The sequence below is a fragment of the Escherichia sp. MOD1-EC6098 genome (assembly GCF_002965865.1).
GTDB classification, from domain to species: domain Bacteria; phylum Pseudomonadota; class Gammaproteobacteria; order Enterobacterales; family Enterobacteriaceae; genus Escherichia; species Escherichia marmotae.
In genome coordinates this window covers 1-20,701 of sequence record NZ_PTSN01000023.1, presented here as the reverse complement: position 1 = coordinate 20,701, position 20,701 = coordinate 1, and the positions used below count along the sequence as shown (strand labels likewise).

18 protein-coding genes and 1 pseudogene are annotated in these 20,701 nt (G+C 49.8%); 15 read left to right on the top strand and 4 right to left on the bottom strand.

Features of this window, described 5'->3' with window-relative positions:
* The first annotated feature begins 50 nt into the window (after positions 1–50).
* The 3 genes from C0K55_RS20855 (at position 51) to xylR (ending at position 4,008) form a co-directional block, all read left to right on the top strand.
* Positions 51–1,592 carry a xylose ABC transporter ATP-binding protein gene (locus tag C0K55_RS20855; protein ID WP_105266441.1) on the top strand — a complete coding sequence of 514 codons (1,542 nt, stop codon included), beginning with the start codon at positions 51–53 and terminating at the stop codon, positions 1,590–1,592.
* On the top strand, positions 1,570–2,751 hold the full coding sequence (gene xylH, locus C0K55_RS20850; RefSeq protein WP_105266442.1) for a xylose ABC transporter permease XylH: 1,182 nt from the start codon (positions 1,570–1,572) through the stop codon (positions 2,749–2,751). Before C0K55_RS20855 ends, xylH begins: the two co-directional genes overlap by 23 nt.
* A gap of 78 nt (positions 2,752–2,829) precedes the next feature.
* Positions 2,830–4,008, top strand: a complete 1,179-nt coding sequence (gene xylR / locus C0K55_RS20845) for a D-xylose utilization transcriptional activator XylR (RefSeq protein WP_001517328.1) — start codon at positions 2,830–2,832, stop codon at positions 4,006–4,008.
* Between the two features lie 129 nt (positions 4,009–4,137).
* Here the strand turns inward: xylR and C0K55_RS20840 are convergent, their stop codons facing one another.
* Entirely contained in the window at positions 4,138–4,962 is an 825-nt protein-coding gene (locus tag C0K55_RS20840; protein WP_001517329.1) for a protein bax, read from the bottom strand.
* 411 nt (positions 4,963–5,373) lie between these two features.
* Between C0K55_RS20840 and malS the strand changes: the two genes are divergently transcribed.
* Entirely contained in the window at positions 5,374–7,404 is a 2,031-nt protein-coding gene (gene malS / locus C0K55_RS20830; RefSeq protein ID WP_000762036.1) for an alpha-amylase, read from the top strand.
* A 175-nt stretch (positions 7,405–7,579) separates the two neighbouring features.
* Positions 7,580–8,833, top strand: coding sequence for a valine--pyruvate transaminase (gene avtA, locus C0K55_RS20825; protein WP_000144329.1), 1,254 nt, complete (start codon positions 7,580–7,582; stop codon positions 8,831–8,833).
* Between the two features lie 196 nt (positions 8,834–9,029).
* On the opposite strand, the gene C0K55_RS20820 is transcribed toward avtA, so the two are convergent.
* Together C0K55_RS20820 and yiaJ are read right to left on the bottom strand one after the other, a co-directional pair.
* Complete coding sequence (locus C0K55_RS20820) at positions 9,030–9,503, bottom strand: 4Fe-4S binding protein (protein WP_105266443.1); 474 nt, start codon at positions 9,501–9,503, stop codon at positions 9,030–9,032.
* A gap of 101 nt (positions 9,504–9,604) precedes the next feature.
* Complete coding sequence (gene yiaJ, locus C0K55_RS20815; protein ID WP_000516596.1) at positions 9,605–10,435, bottom strand: IclR family transcriptional regulator YiaJ; 831 nt, start codon at positions 10,433–10,435, stop codon at positions 9,605–9,607.
* Positions 10,436–10,650: 215 nt separating this feature from the next.
* On the opposite strand from yiaJ, the gene yiaK reads away from it, so the two are divergent.
* From yiaK to araD, 10 genes are all read left to right on the top strand, one after another.
* Positions 10,651–11,649, top strand: a complete 999-nt coding sequence (yiaK, locus tag C0K55_RS20810; protein ID WP_000869057.1) for a 3-dehydro-L-gulonate 2-dehydrogenase — start codon at positions 10,651–10,653, stop codon at positions 11,647–11,649.
* An 11-nt stretch (positions 11,650–11,660) separates the two neighbouring features.
* Positions 11,661–12,125 carry a YhcH/YjgK/YiaL family protein gene (locus C0K55_RS20805; RefSeq protein ID WP_016249345.1) on the top strand — a complete coding sequence of 155 codons (465 nt, stop codon included), beginning with the start codon at positions 11,661–11,663 and terminating at the stop codon, positions 12,123–12,125.
* A 23-nt stretch (positions 12,126–12,148) separates the two neighbouring features.
* Entirely contained in the window at positions 12,149–13,069 is a 921-nt protein-coding gene (locus C0K55_RS20800) for a DUF4862 family protein (protein WP_001517332.1), read from the top strand.
* 113 nt (positions 13,070–13,182) lie between these two features.
* Positions 13,183–13,650: a 2,3-diketo-L-gulonate TRAP transporter small permease YiaM gene (yiaM, locus tag C0K55_RS20795; protein WP_016262662.1), complete on the top strand. Its 468-nt coding sequence runs from the start codon at positions 13,183–13,185 to the stop codon at positions 13,648–13,650.
* A 2-nt stretch (positions 13,651–13,652) separates the two neighbouring features.
* Positions 13,653–14,930: a 2,3-diketo-L-gulonate TRAP transporter large permease YiaN gene (gene yiaN, locus C0K55_RS20790; RefSeq protein ID WP_000153834.1), complete on the top strand. Its 1,278-nt coding sequence runs from the start codon at positions 13,653–13,655 to the stop codon at positions 14,928–14,930.
* A 12-nt stretch (positions 14,931–14,942) separates the two neighbouring features.
* Positions 14,943–15,929, top strand: coding sequence for a 2,3-diketo-L-gulonate TRAP transporter substrate-binding protein YiaO (gene yiaO / locus C0K55_RS20785; protein ID WP_000776924.1), 987 nt, complete (start codon positions 14,943–14,945; stop codon positions 15,927–15,929).
* A gap of 3 nt (positions 15,930–15,932) precedes the next feature.
* On the top strand, positions 15,933–17,429 hold the full coding sequence (locus C0K55_RS20780) for an FGGY-family carbohydrate kinase (RefSeq protein WP_105266444.1): 1,497 nt from the start codon (positions 15,933–15,935) through the stop codon (positions 17,427–17,429).
* A complete protein-coding gene (gene ulaD, locus C0K55_RS20775; RefSeq protein WP_001517334.1) occupies positions 17,426–18,088 on the top strand; it encodes a 3-keto-L-gulonate-6-phosphate decarboxylase UlaD in 663 nt (220 codons plus the stop codon). The genes C0K55_RS20780 and ulaD overlap by 4 nt, the downstream gene beginning before the upstream one ends.
* Complete coding sequence (locus C0K55_RS20770) at positions 18,081–18,941, top strand: L-ribulose-5-phosphate 3-epimerase (protein WP_010376764.1); 861 nt, start codon at positions 18,081–18,083, stop codon at positions 18,939–18,941. The genes ulaD and C0K55_RS20770 overlap by 8 nt, the downstream gene beginning before the upstream one ends.
* Positions 18,935–19,630 (top strand): L-ribulose-5-phosphate 4-epimerase, encoded by a 696-nt coding sequence (araD, locus tag C0K55_RS20765; protein WP_000893178.1) that lies wholly within the window; start codon positions 18,935–18,937, stop codon positions 19,628–19,630. Before C0K55_RS20770 ends, araD begins: the two co-directional genes overlap by 7 nt.
* Positions 19,631–19,711: 81 nt before the next feature.
* Here araD and C0K55_RS20760 read toward each other — a convergent pair.
* Positions 19,712–20,701 (bottom strand): annotated as a pseudogene (locus C0K55_RS20760) (YiiG family protein); the annotation flags it as partial.

The following is a 20,701-nucleotide window of genomic DNA, read 5'->3' as shown; positions in this document are numbered from 1 at the left end:
TGTGATTTCTCTCCATGCCGCGTGAATTGATTGGCTTAGGTGGAGTCGTTATGTCTTATCTACTTGAAATGAAGAACATTACCAAAACCTTTGGCACGGTGAAGGCAATTGATAACGTCAGTTTGCGGTTGAGCGTTGGCGAAATCGTCTCACTCTGTGGTGAGAACGGTTCGGGTAAATCAACATTAATGAAAGTGCTGTGCGGAATTTATCCTTTTGGTAGTTATGAAGGTGAAATTATTTTTGCAGGTGAAGTAATCCAGGCGAGCCATATTCGCGATACCGAACAAAAAGGTATCGCCATCATTCACCAGGAATTAGCGCTGGTGAAAGAATTGACCGTGCTGGAAAATATCTTTCTGGGCAATGAAATAACCCATAATGGTATTATGGATTATGACCTGATGACGCTACGCTGCCAGAAGCTATTAGCACAAGTCAGTTTATCCATTTCACCAGATACCCGCGTTGGCGACTTAGGGCTTGGGCAACAACAACTGGTTGAAATTGCCAAGGCGCTAAATAAACAGGTACGTTTGTTAATTCTCGATGAACCGACAGCCTCATTAACCGAGCTGGAAACTACGGTTTTACTGGATATTATTCGCGATCTGCAACAACACGGCATAGCCTGCATCTATATCTCGCACAAACTCAACGAAGTCAAAGCAATTTCCGACACGATTTGCGTTATTCGCGATGGTCTGCATATAGGAACCCGCGATGCAACCGGAATGAGCGAAGACGATATTATCACTATGATGGTAGGGCGAGAATTAACAGCACTTTACCCTAACGAACCACATACCACTGGTGATGAAATATTATGCATTGAGCACTTGACGGCATGGCATCCGGTTAATCGTCATATTAAACGGGTTAACGATGTTTCTTTTTCTCTGAAACGCGGTGAAATACTGGGTATTGCAGGGTTAGTCGGCGCCGGGCGCACCGAGACCATCCAATGTCTGTTTGGTGTCTGGCCCGGACAGTGGGAAGGGAAAATATTTATCGATGGTGAACAGGTAGATATTCGTAATTGCCAACAAGCCATCGCTCAGGGTATTGCGATGGTGCCGGAAGACAGAAAGCGCGATGGCATCGTTCCGGTAATGGCAGTTGGCAAAAATATTACCCTCGCCGCACTCAACAAATTTACCAGTGGTATTAGCCAACTTGATGATGCTGCAGAACAAAAATGCATTCTGGAATCAATCCAGCAACTCAAAGTGAAAACGTCGTCACCGGAACTTGCTATTGGACGTTTGAGCGGCGGCAATCAACAAAAAGCGATCCTCGCACGCTGTCTGTTGCTCAACCCGCGTATTCTCATTCTTGATGAACCCACCAGGGGTATCGATATTGGCGCGAAATACGAGATCTACAAATTAATTAACCAACTCGTCCAGCAAGGCATCGCCGTTATTGTCATCTCTTCTGAATTACCTGAAGTGCTTGGTCTTAGCGATCGTGTACTGGTGATGCATGAAGGAAAACTAAAAGCCAACCTGATAAATCATAACCTGACTCAGGAGCAGGTGATGGAAGCCGCATTGAGGAGCGAACATCATGTCGAAAAGCAATCCGTCTGAAGTGAAATTAGCCGTACCGACATCCGGTGGCTTCTCTGTGCTGAAATCACTGAATTTACAAGTCTTCGTGATGATTGCTGCAATCATCGCCATCATGCTGTTCTTTACCTGGACTACTGACGGTGCCTATTTAAGCGCCCGTAACGTATCCAACTTGCTCCGTCAGACCGCGATTACTGGCATCCTCGCAGTAGGGATGGTGTTCGTCATTATTTCCGCTGAAATCGACCTCTCGGTCGGTTCCATGATGGGGTTGCTAGGTGGCGTCGCCGCTATCTGTGACGTCTGGTTAGGCTGGCCGCTGCCACTCACCATCATTGTTACGTTAGTACTGGGGCTGCTTCTCGGTGCCTGGAATGGTTGGTGGGTAGCTTATCGCAAAGTACCTTCTTTTATTGTCACCCTGGCGGGCATGTTGGCATTTCGCGGCATCCTTATTGGCATCACCAATGGTACGACCGTTTCACCCACCAGCGCCGCGATGTCACAAATTGGGCAAAGCTATCTACCAGCCAGCACCGGTTTCATCATCGGCACGCTTGGCTTAATGGCTTTTGTCGGCTGGCAGTGGCGCGGAAGAATGCGCCGTCAGGCTTTGGGTTTGCAGTCCCCGGCATCTACAGCAGTAGTCGGTCGCCAGGCATTAACCGCCATTATCGTTTTAGGTGCAATCTGGCTGCTGAATGATTACCGTGGCGTTCCCACACCCGTTCTGCTGCTGACGTTGCTGTTGCTCGGAGGAATGTTTATGGCAACACGAACAGCTTTTGGGAGACGCATTTACGCTATCGGTGGCAATCTGGAAGCCGCGCGACTCTCTGGAATTAACGTTGAACGCACCAAACTTGCCGTATTTGCTATCAACGGTTTGATGGTGGCCATCGCCGGGTTAATTCTTAGTTCGCGGCTTGGCGCTGGTTCACCTTCTGCGGGTAATATCGCTGAGCTGGACGCGATTGCAGCCTGCGTGATTGGCGGTACTAGTCTGGCAGGTGGTGTGGGGAGTGTTGCCGGAGCAGTAATGGGGGCATTCATCATGGCTTCACTGGATAACGGTATGAGTATGATGGATGTACCAACCTTCTGGCAGTATATCGTCAAAGGTGCGATTCTGTTGCTGGCAGTATGGATGGACTCCGCAACCAAACGCCGTTCCTGATTTTGATAAAAATTTTCTCAAAGCCGGTAACTTATTGCCGGTTTTGAGTTTTTTGCATGATTCAGCAGGAAAAGAACCATGTTTACTAAACGTCACCGCATCACATTACTGTTCAATGCTAATAAAGCCTATGATCGTCAAGTAGTAGAAGGCGTAGGGGAATATTTACAGGCGTCACAATCGGAATGGGATATTTTCATTGAAGAAGATTTCCGCGCCCGCATTGACAAAATCAAGGACTGGTTAGGAGATGGCGTCATAGCCGACTTCGATGATACACAAATCGAGCAGGCGCTGGCTGATGTCGACGTCCCTATTGTCGGAGTCGGTGGTTCGTATCACCTGGCAGAAAGTTACCCGCCCGTACATTACATTGCCACCGATAACTATGCGCTGGTTGAAAGCGCATTTTTGCATTTAAAAGAGAAAGGCGTTAACCGCTTTGCTTTTTACGGTTTGCCGGAATCTAGCGGCAAACGTTGGGCAGCCGAACGCGAATATGCGTTTCGCCAGCTTGTTGCTGAGGAAAAGTACCGCGGAGTCGTTTATCAGGGGCTGGAAACCGCGCCAGAGAACTGGCAGCACGCGCAAAACCGACTGGCCGACTGGCTACAAACGCTACCACCGCAAACAGGGATTATTGCCGTCACTGACGCCAGAGCGCGGCATATTCTGCAAGTATGCGAGCATTTGCATATTCCCGTACCGGAAAAATTATGCGTGATTGGCATCGATAACGAAGAACTGACCCGTTATCTTTCGCGTGTCGCCCTCTCTTCTGTCGCCCAGGGCGCGCGGCAAATGGGCTATCAGGCGGCAAAACTTCTGCATCGGTTATTAGATAAAGAAAAGATGCCGTTGCAGCGGATTCTGGTTCCGCCTGTTCGCGTTATTGAACGGCGCTCTACGGATTACCGTTCGCTGACCGACCCCGCTGTTATTCAGGCCATGCATTACATCCGCAATCACGCCTGCAAAGGCATAAAAGTGGATCAGGTACTCGATGCAGTTGGCATATCGCGCTCCAATCTTGAGAAGCGTTTTAAAGAAGAGGTGGGTGAAACCATTCACGCCATGATTCATGCCGAGAAGCTGGAGAAAGCACGCAGCCTGCTGATTTCTACTACCTTGTCGATCAACGAGATATCGCAAATGTGCGGTTATCCATCGCTGCAATATTTCTACTCTGTATTTAAAAAAGCGTATGACACGACGCCTAAAGAGTATCGCGATGTAAATAGCGAGGTAATGCTGTAGCGAGAGTGAAAAAGCGGTCAGGCATCATGAGAAGCGTTAACGTCGCATCAGGCAATGTTGCACAGCCACCTGACGCAGAGCAAAAGCCTTATCCGACCAACAAGTCGGATAAGGCTGAAAGGAATGCAATTACATATGTGCGGCGATTAACCGCTGGTTATCCTGGTACATCGCGAACAGGTAGTTGTTATAACTCTGCCCTTTCGTTGAATAACCTTTCAGCTTATGAATCATCGCTGTAGCGGTAACTTCCTGATCCGCTTTACGCAATTGCGCGCGCGATTTACGGAACGAAGCGTAAGCCGGGTGCGTATTCAGGTTAGTGACATAGGCACTCACCGATTCTTTGACAGAACTAAATTGTGAGTATCCCTTCACTTTACCCGGTGCATTGGTGCAACGCCCTTTCATGCATTTCATGCCGAACAGGTTGTTGTTGCTACGCGCCAGTTTTGACGTACCCCAACCGCTTTCTGCCGCAGCCATCGTCGCCACCATGCTGGTAGGAATAATATCTACACGTTCAAGCAGCGTATTCCACGGGATTTTTCGCGTATTACCAGACCACTTCACCTTGTAGCGTTTGGCGATATCTTGCAAACGCGCACGCTCTGCAGGTGACCATTGTCCCTGGTATTGTTTTGAAATCAGCCAGTTACGTTCCGCCGTAATGGCAGCATTTTGGCTGGTAATATAGGGCATCACGGTCCGGAGAAACGCTTTTTTTCTTGGTGTTCCGGAAGGGTATTTTCGCAAATCAGGAAGTGAACTGCTCTTTGCACTATTGCGAGAATACTCTTGTTTACTGCTTACCTGTTTATTACTAGCTTTAGTTAAATGGGACTTCTGACTCGCTGTTGTTGTATGCGTCTTCGCTAACACCTCACTCGAAAACACCAGAGTGAGTAACATAAGAATCATCGCCCCATATCGTCGTATGGGAGTCAAAATCATCAGGTCTCCTGATCGGATTTAATCATTCAAACACCTTATACTCGTCATAGTTCAAGTTGCATGTACTGCGCAAACGCTGTTCAAAACACCATCGGTGTTTTGTCCTGCAACTCGAATTATTTAGAGCAATATTTTTCCCAAATTTGAGAGTTGAATCTCAAATCATATCAAAAATAGCGGCCAAGAGCACCCCAAGGAATAGTCCAAATCTGAAACTATGTCACGCGGTAATGGTTCAGATTGGTGCTAAATCGCAGAAAATGTGGGGGTTATCGCAAAAAATAAGCTTAAATCTCAGGTGAAATACTCCCCCTTTCGTCTCATCCTGGCGCAATCCTCATCAGGGAGGAGTTTTACCAGTATTATCACTGGCAAACTGGTGAAATTCGCAGCAACAAGGACTCATCCGTTATGAAACTTGCCGTCTGTTTTCTGACACTCATTCCCGGCTTTGCCGTTGCCGCTGGCTGGACTTCTCAGGGATTTCCCACCTTTACTGAAGAGAGCACAGGAACATTTGTCAGCCACGCACCGCTGACCAAAGGTACGCGTTCGTTGACGCTGAATTTTAATCAACAATGCTGGCAGCCTGCGAATGCAATAAAACTCAATCAGATGCTTTCTCTGCAACCTTGTAACAACACACCGCCACAATGGCGATTGTTCAGAGATGGTGAATATAAGCTGCAAATAGACACCCGCTCCGGCACGCCAACATTGATGATTTCGATCCAAAACACTGCCGAACCAATAGCAAACCAGATCCGTGAATGCCCAAAATGGGATGGACAGCCATTGACGCTTAATGTCAGCGCTACCTTCCCGGAAGGTACGGTAATCCGTGATTATTACAGCCAACAAATCGCGACGGTGAAGAACGGTCAAATAACGTTACAACCTGCCGCCACCAGTAATGGCTTGCTGCTGCTGGAACGGGCAGAAACCGACACGTCCGCCCCCTTCAACTGGCATAACGCCACGGTTTACTTTGTGCTGACAGACCGTTTCGAAAACGGTGATCCCAGCAACGACCAGAGCTATGGTCGTCATAAAGATGGCATGGAGGAAATTGGTACTTTTCACGGCGGAGATTTACGTGGCCTGACCAACAGACTGGATTATCTCCAGCAACTGGGCGTCAATGCCCTGTGGATCAGCGCCCCCTTTGAGCAAATTCATGGCTGGGTTGGCGGCGGTACAAAAGGCGATTTCCCACATTATGCCTACCACGGTTACTACACCCAGGACTGGACGAATCTTGATGCCAATATGGGCAACGAAGCCGATCTGCAAGCATTGGTTGATGGCGCGCACCAGCGAGGTATCCGTATTCTCTTTGATGTGGTGATGAACCATACCGGCTATGCCACGCTGGCGGATATGCAGGAGTATCAGTTTGGCGCATTGTATCTTTCCGGCGACGAGTTACAAAAAACGCTGGGCAACCGCTGGAGCGACTGGAAACCCGCAGCCGGGCAAACCTGGCATAGCTTCAACGATTACATTAATTTCAGCGACAAAGCCGGCTGGGATAAATGGTGGGGAAAAAACTGGATCAGAACGGATATCGGTGATTACGACAATCCAGGATTCGACGATCTCACCATGTCGTTGGCCTTTTTGCCGGATATCAAAACAGAATCTACCACTGCTTCTGGTCTGCCGGTGTTCTATAAAAACAAACCGGATACTCACGCAAAATCTGTCGACGGCTTTACCCCTCGCGATTATTTAACCCACTGGTTAAGCCAATGGGTTCACGACTACGGTATTGATGGTTTTCGGGTCGATACCGCCAAACATGTTGAGTTGCCAGCCTGGCAGCAACTGAAAACCCAGGCCAGCGCCGCCCTGAAAGAGTGGAAGAGCGCTAACCCTGGAAAAGCGTTAGATGACAATCCTTTCTGGATGACTGGCGAAGCCTGGGGTCACGGCGTGATGAAAAGTGACTACTATCACCACGGCTTCGACGCGATGATCAATTTCGATTATCAGGAGCAGGCAGCGAAAGCGGTCGGTTGCCTGGCGCAGATGGATACGACCTGGCAGCAAATGGCAGAGAAACTACAGGATTTCAACGTGCTGAGCTACCTCTCCTCACACGATACCCGCTTGTTCCGCGAAGGGGGCGATAAAGCCGCAGAGTTATTGTTACTGGCGCCAGGTGCGGTACAAATCTTTTATGGCGATGAGTCCTCGCGTCCATTCGGTGCCACTGGTTCTGATCCGCTGCAAGGCACACGTTCGGATATGAACTGGCAGGATGTTAGCGGTAAATCTGCCGCCAGCGTTGCGCACTGGCAACGCATCGGCCAGTTCCGCGCACGGCATCCAGCCATTGGTGCGGGTAAACACACCGCATTGTCACTGAAACAAGGTTATGGATTCGTCCGTGAATACGGCGACGATAAAGTGATGGTCGTCTGGGCGGGGCAACCGTAACTTTTCCTGCTTCCCGCTTGCAGTATGCCGGGAAGCCACCTTTTAGTATAAAATGCCAGCATAAATAAAAAACTCAGCATAACACGCCAACCTCTTGCAGAAGCCCGATTTGCACCCTGGCAAATGTAGCGTTATTGTTACTTTCCTTGCTTCAGAGTTCGAATGATATCCCGCTATGACATTCTCCCTTTTTGGTGACAAATTTACCCGCCACTCCGGCATTACACTGCTGATGGAAGATCTAAACGACGGTTTACGCACACCCGGCGCAATTATGCTCGGCGGCGGAAACCCGGCGCAGATCCCGGAAATGCAGGACTACTTCCAGACACTGCTGTCCGACATGCTGGAAAGCGGTAAAGCAACGGATGCGCTATGCAATTACGACGGCCCACAAGGAAAGACGGAGCTACTGTCGCTACTTGCCGGGATGCTACGTGAGAAACTAAGTTGGGATATCGAACCACAGAATATTGCACTAACAAATGGCAGCCAGAGCGCGTTTTTCTACTTATTTAATCTGTTTGCCGGACGCCGTGCCGATGGACGGATCAAAAAAGTGCTGTTCCCGCTGGCTCCGGAATACATTGGCTACGCGGACGCCGGACTGGAAGAAGATCTGTTCGTTTCTGCGCGCCCAAATATTGAACTGCTGCCAGAAGGTCAGTTTAAATATCACGTCGATTTTGAGCATCTGCACATTGGCGAAGAAACGGGGATGATTTGCGTCTCCCGACCGACGAACCCAACAGGTAATGTAATAACCGATGAAGAGTTGCTGAAACTAGATGCGCTGGCAAATCAGCACGGCATTCCGCTGGTGATTGATAACGCTTATGGCGTCCCGTTCCCTGGCATCATCTTCAGCGAAGCGCGCCCGCTGTGGAATCCGAATATCGTGCTGTGCATGAGCCTTTCCAAGCTGGGGCTGCCGGGTTCGCGCTGCGGCATTATCATCGCCAATGAAAAAATCATTACCGCCATCACCAATATGAACGGCATTATCAGCCTCGCACCTGGCGGTATTGGCCCGGCAATGATGTGTGAAATGATTAAGCGTAACGACCTGCTGCGCCTGTCAGAAACGGTGATTAAACCGTTTTACTACCAGCGTGTTCAGGAAACTATCGCCATCATTCGCCGCTATTTACCGGAAGATCGCTGCCTGATTCATAAACCTGAAGGGGCAATCTTCCTCTGGCTATGGTTTAAGGATTTGCCGATTACCACCGAGCAGCTTTATCAGCGCCTGAAAGCGCGCGGTGTACTGATGGTGCCGGGGCATAATTTCTTCCCCGGGCTGGATAAACCGTGGCCACACACGCATCAATGTATGCGCATGAATTACGTGCCGGAACCGGAAAAAATTGAGGCGGGTGTGAAGATTCTGGCGGAAGAGATTGAACGCGCCTGGGTTGAAAGCCATTAATGAGACTGATGGCAAACGCAAAATAGCCTGATTCGCTACGCTTATCAGGCCCACACGAATTATACAACATATTGAATTTGTGTGATTTTGTAGGCCGAGTAAGGTGTTCAGGCTGTATCCGGCATAAACAAAGCGCGCTTTGCCAACCCTCTGATTAATACGTTATTCCGGCGTTGAGAAGCGCCGGAATAACGTCTCAAACAGGTTGCTGCTGTAGTCGTTGACGCTGGATTTTCTCGGCATCCATACATTGCAACGCCTGTGTCGGGCAGGCTTCAACACAAGCCGGTCCCGTCGCCCGATGCCAGCAGAGATCGCACTTAATCGCCCTCGCCTTTGCGCGCGATGAAACGACTTCCATCGCACCAAACGGACATGCCAGCATACAGCTTTTACAGCCAATACAACGTGATTGTTCCACGAAGATATGTCCATGTTCGCGGCGAATTGCGTCCACAGGGCAGACATTCGCGCACGGCGCATCTTCACACTGATGACAGGCTACTGCCGTGGTACAGGTATGGTCTTTGATGACACGAATACGCGAAATAAACTCGCCTGGTGACAACGCAGCGCAATCCTGATTCTCCTGATGCGACACTGCGCAGGCCACTTCACAGGTACGGCAACCGATACATTTCGTCGCATCCGCAATAATAAACCGGTTCATGATCACTCCTTTGCACTAAAACCGCAGCGTGCCAGAAAGCGCGCCATTATTGCTTTGATCCAACAAAGGGATTGTTACAGTTTTGTCACTTATCCCGGATATTATGTGATCACGCCCTGCTCCCGGACGGTAAATCCCAGCTCATTGGAGATAGCCTGGGCAGTTTCACGCAGTGGTTTCAGGAGATTCTTCTCCCCCACCTGTTTCAGACGCGACGTAGAAAGAGAGATAGATACGGCATACGGCACCCGTCCGTGAATATCAAATACTGGTGCAGCAACACAGGAAACACCGAGTTCATTCTCTTCTCTGTCCATCGCCACTCCACTTTCACGAATCTGCGCCAGTTCGTCAAACATCGCGGGCAAATCGGTAATGGTATTGCGGGTTAGCGGCTGGATCTCATTCAGATGGCTTTCCCAATACGATTTCACGTAATCCTGGTGACCAAATGCCATATAGATCTTACCCATCGCAGAGCAGTAGAGCGGCATATGCTGACCGATATAGGCGCGGGTTCGCAGCATACCGGTGGTAGGTTCGAGTTTATAAATCAAGATCGCGTGATCATCTTCGCGGCTGGAGAAGTTAATCGTTTCACCGGTGGCGATGTTCAGCGTCTCAAGATGCGGCGCAGCAATATGAATGATATTTAGCGATGACAGCGCCTTTTGCCCGACAGCAATAAATTTGGTCGTCAGGCGATAGCTGCCTGCTGCGGGCGCGGTGGTCACATAGCCACAGGACTGTAACCCCTGCAATAAGCGATGGACGGTGCTTTTATTCAGTCCAGCCAGTTCCGAGAGATGCGCCAGCGGACAACCGTTTGGGTAGTTGCTCAGGATCTCAATCAACATCAACCCCCGAAACAAGCTCTGACTTCCGGCAGGCCGCTCTTTATCCTGCGCTATCTCGTGCTCTTTTTTTCCCATCGCTTACCTCCCCTTTTTGGCGCGCCCTGATGGTAGCGCAAAGTGTGTCGCAGTTCACGATCTCAACAGATAAATTATAACTTTTTGATTTTTATGATTTTTGAAAATCATCAATCAGATTGCTTTGTTAAAAAGTGATCGATATATTTGAAATCAAATTTCGCATAGTGGAATTTTAAGCTAAAAAAGCGTTCAAAAAAACAAGGAAACCAGGGATGAAAGTGACATTTGAGCAGTTAAAAGCAGCCTTTAACCGGGTATTAGTTTCACGCGGCGTTGACAGCGAAACCGCCGATGCCTGTGCAGAAATGTTTGCCCGCACCACCGAATCCGGCGTTTATTCTCACGGCGTTAACCGTTTCCCGCGTTTTATCCAACAACTGGATAATGGCGATATCATCCCTGACGCCGGGGCCAAACGTATCACCAGCCTTGGGGCAATTGAGCAGTGGGATGCCCAGCGCTCAATCGGTAACCTGACGGCGAAAAAGATGATGGATCGCGCCATTGAACTGGCTGCACATCATGGGATTGGTCTGGTGGCGTTACGCAATGCCAACCACTGGATGCGCGGAGGCAGCTACGGCTGGCAGGCAGCGGAAAAAGGCTATATCGGCATCTGCTGGACCAACTCTATCGCGGTGATGCCACCGTGGGGTGCGAAAGAGTGTCGTATTGGCACCAACCCATTAATCGTCGCCATTCCTTCCACGCCGATCACCATGGTCGATATGTCGATGTCGATGTTCTCCTACGGCATGTTAGAGGTTAACCGTCTGGCGGGTCGTCAGTTACCGGTTGATGGTGGCTTTGACGATGAAGGCAATCTGACTAAAGAACCTGGCATAATCGAGAAAAATCGCCGCATTTTACCGATGGGTTACTGGAAAGGGTCCGGTATGTCGATTGTGCTGGATATGATCGCCACTCTGCTTTCCGACGGTGCCTCCGTTGCCGAAGTAACCGAAGATAACAGCGACGAATACGGTATCTCACAAATCTTCATCGCCATCGAAGTGGACAAACTGATCGACGGCACCACCCGCGACGCCAAATTGCAACGCATCATGGATTACGTTACCACCGCCGAGCGTGCTGACGAAAACCAGGCAATTCGTTTACCAGGCCACGAATTTACCACCCTGCTGGCAGAAAACCGCCGTAACGGCATCACGGTTGATGACAGCGTGTGGGCAAAAATCCAGGCGTTATAAGGAGACAGACCATGATATTTGGACATATCACGCAGCCTAATCCGTGCCTTTTACCCGCTGCCATCGAAAAGGTACTCGGTTTTCTGCGCACAACCGATTTCAATGCTCTGGAACCGGGCGTTGTTGAAATCGACGGTAAAAATATTTATGCGCAGATTATCGATTTAACCACTCGCGAAGCAGTAGAAAACCGCCCTGAAGTTCATCGTCGCTATTTGGACATTCAGTTCCTGGCGCGGGGCGAAGAGAAAATAGGTGTAGCCATTGATACCGGAAATAATAAAGTCAGCGAATATCTATTAGAACAGCGCGATATTATTTTTTATCACGACAGTGAGCATGAGTCATTTATCGAAATGATACCGGGTAGTTACGCTATTTTCTTCCCGCAGGATGTTCACCGCCCGGCATGTAATAAAAATGCCCCAGCGGCAATACGGAAAATCGTGGTTAAAGTAGCCCTCTCTGCTTTATAAAAAAGTTATTACTGGAGCACAAAATGAAAGCGAATAATGCCGGTTATATTATCGGCGCGTATCCCTGTGCACCTTCTTTTCACCAAAGAAGTGAAGAGGAAGAGAAGGAATTCTGGCGACAATTATCAGAGACCCCTGATATTCGCGGTCTGGAACAACCCTGCCTGGAAAATTTCCATCCTCTTGGCGATCAATGGTTACTCCGTCATACGCCAGAGAGTTGGCAATTTGTCGTCACCGCAGTAATGGAAACCATGCGTCGCCGCAGCGAAAACAACGGTTTTGGTCTCGCCTCCAGCGACGAAGAACAACGCAAGGCGTGCGTGGCGTACTACCGCCACCTGTTCAATAAAATCAACTCATTACCGGCTAATAAAGTGCTCGCACTTGAGATCCAGGCTGCACCATTAGCAACCAATCCCAATGTTATGCAAGCGACAGACGCTTTTGCCCGCTCGTTGAAAGAAATCGCCAACTGGGACTGGCCGTGCAAACTGGTGCTGGAACACTGCGACGCCATGACCTCCCCCGCTCCGCGTAAAGGTTTTTTGCCGTTAGAAAATGTTCTGGATGTCATTGCTGATTATGACATCAGCGTCTGTATCAACTGGGCACGTTCGGCCATTGAAGGACGCAATACCACATTACCGCTTACCCATGCCCTGATGGCAAAACAGGCCGGGAAACTCGGTGCGCTGATGTTCTCAGGAACCACACTCAACGGAGAATATGGTGAATGGCAAGACTTACACGCGCCATTCGCTCCTTTCTGCCCGCAAAGCCTGATGACCACAAAACATGTTAGCGAGTTATTTAATGTGGCAGAACCATCAACATTGCAATTTTCTGGCATCAAGTTATTAGAAATCCATGCTACTGCTGATGTTCATCACCGTATCGAAATACTACGTAACGGCATTCACTCTATGAATGAATGTCGTTAAATCGTTTCACTCATATATCGCATTAAATCTCTAATTAGTCGTTTCCAATAATTATTACGAATACCTACAACATTAATTAATGAAAACATATGACATAACAAGAAGGACTCGTTATGAAACGGATACTCGAAGGCATTCTTGCGGTCATCATCGCAATACTGTCTTGTATTATTTTTATTAATATAATTCTTCGATATGGATTTCACACAAGCATATTATCGATTGATGAATTATCCCGACTTTTATTTGTCTGGTTAACATTTATTGGCGCTATCGTGGCGTTTATGGACAACAGCCATGTACAGGTTACTTTCTTAGTCGAAAAACTCTCACCCACTAATCAACAACGTGTTTCGCTGCTAACCCATACGCTTATTTTATTGCTTTGCCTGGGCCTGGCCTGGGGGGCAATAGAAAAAACAGCGCAAGACTGGAGTAACTTATCGCCCATTCTCGGCGTACCTGTTGGCTTAATGTATGCCGCCGCAATCCCCACTAGCCTGATTATCGCATTGCTGGAATTGCGCCATTTATACCGGCAGTTAACAAGTGCCCCCAGCCGAAACCAACAAGGAGCCTGACGATGACAATCCTTATATTTATTGTCAGTTTGTTAGGGGCTATCGCCATTGGTATTCCCATCGCCTGGGCATTATTACTGTGTGGCATTTCATTGATGTTCTGGATGGATATCTTTGATGTGCAAATTCTGGCGCAAACACTGGTCAATGGTGCAGACAGCTTCTCCCTGTTAGCCATCCCCTTCTTTGTACTGGCGGGTGAGATCATGAACGCGGGCGGCCTGTCGCAACGTATTGTCGACTTGCCGATGAAACTGGTAGGCCACAGACCGGGAGGTCTGGGTTACGTCGGCGTTCTTGCTGCGATGATCATGGCAAGCCTTTCTGGTTCTGCGGTTGCCGATACCGCTGCCGTCGCGGCACTGTTGGTGCCGATGATGCGTCAGGCCAACTATCCGGTAAACCGCGCCGCCGGGCTTATCGGATCGGGCGGTATTATCGCGGCCATTATTCCGCCATCTATTCCACTCATTATCTTCGGTGTCTCCAGTGGGTTATCCATCAGCAAACTGTTTATGGCTGGCATTGCGCCGGGCATCATGATGGGCATCACGCTAATGATTACCTGGTGGTGGCAGGCAAAACGGCTAAACCTGCCTTGCCAGCCGAAAGCCTCGCTGCGGGAAGTCTGGCAATCTTTAGTTTCCGGTATTTGGGCACTCTTTTTGCCAATAATTATTATTGGCGGTTTCCGTTCGGGATTATTCACACCAACAGAAGCTGGCGCGGTTGCGGCATTCTACGCCTTGTTTGTCTCGGTGGTGGTCTATCGCGAAATGACGTTCGCCACGCTTTACCATGTTTTGGTTAACGCGGCGAAAACCACTTCCGTGGTGATGTTCCTGGTGGCTTCCGCAGCGGTATCCGCATGGCTAATCACCATTGCTGAACTGCCGATGATGGTATCGGAGTTATTACAACCGTTGGTTGACTCGCCTCGCTTATTATTCATCGTAATTATGCTCGCCATTATGGTGATCAGTACAGTCATGGATTTAACTCCTACCGTATTAATTCTTACGCCGGTATTAATGCCATTAGTAAAAGAAGCGGGAATAGATCCTGTCTATTTTGGCATTATGTTTATTATTAACTGCTCAATTTCGCTAATTACGCCCCCGGTTGGTAACGTACTTAACGTCATATGCGGTGTTGCGAAGCTTAAATTTGACGATGCTGTAAAAGGCGTTGCGCCTTACGTCATGGTTTTATTCATGTTGTTAGCATTATTTATTTTTATCCCAGAATTAATTACCGCCCCACTAAAATGGATGAGCTAAAAGGAAAATATTATGAAATTACGTTCTGTAACCTACGCTTTATTAATTGCCGGAGTGGCTACATTCAGTACATCTTCTCTGGCGGCACAATCATTACGTTTCGGTTATGAAACATCACAAACCGATTCGCAACATATTGCGGCAAAAAAATTCAATGAATTATTGCAAGAGAAAACCAAAGGTGAGCTGAAATTAAAACTGTTCCCGGACAGTACCCTCGGCAATGCACAGGCGATGATCAGTGGTGTGCGCGGTGGCACCATTGATATGGAGATGTCCGGCTCGAATAACTTTGCGGGACTCTCACCCGTGATAAACCTGCTGGATGTACCTTTCCTGTTCCGCGATACCGCCCACGCGCATAAAACCCTCGATGGCAAAGTGGGCGACGAGCTGAAAGCCTCCCTCGAAGGCAAAGGACTGAAAGTACTGGCGTACTGGGAAAACGGCTGGCGTGATGTGACTAACTCTCGCGCGCCGGTAAAAACTCCTGCAGACCTGAAAGGACTGAAGATTCGCACCAACAACAGCCCGATGAATATCGCCGCATTTAAAGTGTTCGGTGCCAACCCAATCCCGATGCCATTTGCTGAAGTCTATACCGGCCTGGAAACTCGCACCATCGACGCGCAAGAGCATCCGATCAACGTCGTCTGGTCAGCAAAATTTTACGAAGTACAAAAGCACCTTTCTCTGACACATCACGCTTATTCACCGCTTCTGGTGGTGATCAACAAAGCGAAGTTTGATGGCTTAAGCCCGCAGATGCAGGAAGCTCTGGTCTCCTCCGCGCAAGAAGCGGGTAGCTACCAGCGCAAACTGGTTGCTGAAGATCAGCAAAAAATCATCGACGGTATGAAAGACGCCGGTGTAGAAGTCATCACCGATCTTGACCGCAAAGCCTTTAGCGACGCCCTGGGTACTCAGATCCGCGACATGTTTGTTAAAGATGTTCCGCAGGGTGCTGATCTGCTGAAAGCCGTGGATGAGGTGCAATAAACCATGACGCAATACTGGCTGGGGTTAGATTGTGGCGGTAGCTGGCTAAAAGCCGGACTGTATGACCGCGAAGGCCGGGAGGCGGGCGTGCAGCGCCTGCCGCTGTGCGCATTAAGCCCGCAGCCAGGTTGGGTAGAGCGCGATATGGCAGAACTGTGGCAATGCTGCACTTCCGTCATTCGCGATCTGCTTGCAAATACCGGTGTCAGTGGTGCTCAAATTGTCGGCATCGGCATTTCAGCACAAGGTAAGGGATTGTTTCTACTAGATAAAAATAACAACCCGCTCGGTAACGCCATTTTATCCTCTGACCGCCGGGCGATGGCAATCGTTCGTCGCTGGCAGGAAGAAGACGTACCGGAAAAGCTCTACCCACTGACCCGACAAACGCTGTGGACCGGGCATCCTGTGTCGCTGCTACGTTGGCTGAAAGAGCACGAACCAGAACGCTATGCACAAATTGGCTGCGTGATGATGACACATGACTACCTGCGCTGGTGTTTAACCGGCGTAAAAGGCTGTGAAGAGAGCAATATTTCGGAGTCCAATCTCTACAACATGAGCAGCGGGCAATATGACCCACGCCTCACCGACTGGCTGGGGATCAGTGAAATCAATCACGCCCTGCCGCCTGTTGTCGGTTCAGCCGAAATTTGCGGGGAAATCACCGCTCAGACAGCCGAATTGACCGGTCTGGAAGCGGGTACGCCCGTTGTCGGCGGTCTGTTTGATGTGGTTTCCACCGCGCTCTGCGCCGGGATCGACGACGAATTTACCCTCAACGCAGTGATGGGCACCTGGGCGGTGACCAGCGGTATTACATCAGGTCTGCGTGACGGCGAAGCGCATCCGTATGTCTATGGCCGCTACGTCAACGACGGTGAGTTCATCGTTCACGAAGCCAGCCCAACCTCCTCCGGCAATCTCGAATGGTTTACCGCGCAGTGGGGAGGAATCTCATTTGATGAAATCAACCAGGCCGTTGCCAGCTTGCCAAAAGCCGATGGCACTCTCTTTTTTCTGCCATTCCTGTACGGCAGCAACGCCGGACTCGAGATGACCAGCGGTTTCTACGGTATGCAGGCGATACACACCCGCGCACATCTGTTGCAGGCCATTTATGAAGGTGTGGTGTTCAGTCACATGACGCATCTCAACCGGATGCGTGAACGTTTTGCCGATGTGCATACCCTTCGCGTCACTGGTGGCCCTGCGCATTCTGATGTCTGGATGCAAATGCTGGCAGATGTCAGCGGCTTACGCATTGAACTGCCGCAGGTAGAAGAAACCGGATGTTTTGGCGCGGCGCTTGCCGCCCGCGTCGGTACGGGGGTTTATCGCAATTTCAATGAAGCCCAGCGCAGCTTGCAGCATCCGGTACGCACACTGCTACCGGACATGACCGCACATCAGCATTACCAACAAAAATATCAACGCTATCAACATTTAATTGCCGCAATTCAGAGCTATCACGTCCATATCAAGGAGCATCATTTATGAGCCAACCTTTTCTACAACTGGCCCTCGACCACTCATCGCTTGAAGCCGCACAGCGCGACGTGACGCTGTTAAAAGACAGCGTCGATATCGTCGAAGCGGGCACTATTCTCTGCTTAAACGAAGGGCTTGGCGCGGTGAGAGCCTTGCGTGAACAGTGCCCGAACAAAATCATCGTCGCTGACTGGAAAGTTGCCGACGCCGGTGAAACGCTCGCTCAACAGGCGTTTAGCGCGGGAGCCAACTGGATGACCATTATCTGCGCCGCACCGCTCGCCACGGTAGAAAAAGGCCATGCGATGGCGCAACGCTACGGCGGTGAAATTCAGATTGAACTATTCGGCAACTGGACGCTGGACGACGCCTGCGACTGGTATCGAATTGGCGTGCGACAAGCGATTTATCATCGTGGTCGCGACGCGCAGGCCAGCGGGCAGCAGTGGGGCGAGACCGATCTGGCACGTATGAAGGCACTTTCTGATATCGGCCTCGAACTTTCTATTACCGGCGGAATTACCCCTGCCGACCTGCCGCTATTTAAAGATATCCGCGTGAAGGCGTTTATTGCCGGGCGAGCGCTGACGGGCGCAGCAAATCCGACACAGGTTGCTGCCGATTTCCATGCGCAAATCGATACTATCTGGGGAGGCGCGCGTGCGTAATCATCCGTTAGGTATTTATGAAAAAGCACTGGCAAAAAATCTCTCCTGGCCAGAGCGGTTGGTGCTGACAAAAAGCTGCGGTTTTGATTTTGTCGAAATGTCGGTGGATGAAACTGATGAGCGTCTGGCGCGCCTTGACTGGAGCGCCGCACAAAGGGCTTCGCTGGTCACCGCGATGATCGAAACAGGCGTTGCCATTCCATCAATGTGCCTTTCTGCCCATCGCCGTTTTCCTTTTGGCAGCCGTGACGAGGCGGTACGCCAGCGAGCACGGGAGATCATGAGCAAAGCGATTCGTCTGGCACGCGATCTCGGTATTCGTACCATTCAACTGGCGGGCTACGACGTCTATTACGAAGACCATGACGAAGGCACACAGCAACGGTTTGCTGAAGGGCTGGCGTGGGCGGTTGAACAGGCGGCGGCATCGCAAGTGATGCTGGCGGTGGAGATTATGGACACCGCGTTTATGAACTCCATCAGCAAGTGGAAAAAATGGGATGAAATGCTCGCCTCGCCGTGGTTCACCGTCTACCCGGACGTCGGCAACCTTAGCGCCTGGGGCAATGATGTTCCCGCTGAACTGAAATTGGGGATTGACCGTATCGCGGCTATTCACCTGAAAGACACTCAACCAGTCACAGAGCAAAGCCCTGGTCAGTTTCGTGATGTGCCGTTTGGCGAAGGCTGCGTTGATTTCGTTGGCATCTTTAAAACGCTGCATGAACTGAATTATCGCGGTTCATTCCTGATTGAGATGTGGACAGAAAAAGCCAACGAGCCGGTGCTGGAGATTATTCAGGCGCGGCGCTGGATTGAAGCACGTATGCAGGAGGCCGGATTTATATGTTAGAGCAACTAAAAGCCGAAGTGTTGGCGGCGAACCTGGCGCTTCCCGCTCATCATCTGGTGACGTTCACCTGGGGCAATGTCAGCGCGGTAGACGAAACGCGACAATGGATGGTGATCAAGCCTTCCGGTGTCGAGTACGACGTGATGACCGCCGATGATATGGTGGTGATTGAAATAGCCAGCGGTAAGGTGGTGGAAGGCAGCAAAAAGCCCTCTTCCGACACGCCAACGCATCTGGCACTCTACCGTCGCTATGCAGAAATCAGCGGTATTGTGCATACCCACTCGCGCCACGCCACTATCTGGTCGCAGGCCGGGCTGGATCTCCCCGCCTGGGGCACCACGCACGCCGATTACTTCTATGGTGCCATCCCCTGCACGCGCCTGATGACCGCAGAGGAGATCAACGGCGAGTATGAATACCAGACCGGCGAAGTGATCATTGAAACTTTCGAAGAACGCGGCAGGAGTCCAGCGCAAATTCCGGCGGTGCTGGTGCATTCTCACGGCCCGTTCGCCTGGGGAAAAAATGCCGCCGATGCGGTGCATAATGCCGTAGTACTGGAAGAATGCGCCTATATGGGCCTGTTCTCACGCCAACTCGCGCCGCAGCTTCCTGCCATGCAAAACGAACTGCTGGATAAACACTACCTGCGTAAGCATGGGGCCAATGCCTATTACGGACAATAATCTCTCACGCCGGGGCTTCATCGCCCCGGTACTATGAATTGATATGCTCCCGATTACATTGCGCACAAAAATCAGAAACGTTTAACGCAGGCGATTATAGTTACCGACCAGTTCATTATAAGCTTGTAATGATTTCGGATATGAGTCCTCGACCATCCAGCTTGTGTTTGCGTCCTGAAGTTTCTTTTTATCCCAGTCAGAATACGGGACTTTATCTCTGATACGACGAACATATTTTTTAGATGCAATTTGATATCGGTCTGCTGCCCCTGTGAAGAGAGAATTCATACTGTCTTTACTCACTTCTTTGGCTTGCGCCACCAGCGTTTCAAGTTCAGCCACTTTCTTCATTGCCGCTTCTGCATCAAACTTCTCTTGCGATATCAGGTTATTAATTTGTTTCGCTGAAATCATGGCAGCCAGAGAGTAGTAGTGGAATGTTTTCCCTTCTCTTTGTTCAATATTTTTCAGTTCTACAAGCTGACGCTTATCATTAATTTCCTGAATTGCCGCATGATAAGATTCTGCTACAGGTTCAAAGGCTTCAAGATTTTTTAAGAATGTCTGGTGCAGCGTTTTCCCTTTGGCAAACGCATCGTCTTTATAATTTTCCTGGTGTAATATTTATCCATTTCATTAATAGTATTCCCCAGCGCGACTGCGGTATTAATATAATTCAACGCTACGCCATCAATAGGTTGCAGCTCAGGCGTTAACGCCACAACACTTTTCACGCCTTTTTCGCACTCAGAAAGACTGGATTCACTAATGCCGTAGATGCCATAAACATGACTCTCTTTGCCCGTTGGTCCCTGTTTAAAATCTTTCAGCCAGTCGGCATAACGCGCCAGACTGCGCTGTACCGGGATCTGTAACTTGTTGTAGCACTTGATATAGATATCCATTTTTTCGTCGAAAACCGCTTGTTCATCGACCACCGGTTGCGCAGGTGTTTCAGGTTTAGCTTCTGCTTTTGCAACGGGGGCTTCTGTAGGTTTCGCTTCAGGAGCTGGTGCGGCAGGTTGACTATTGGCGGGCGGGGGAGTTTCTGTTTCGGCTTTTTTATCATCA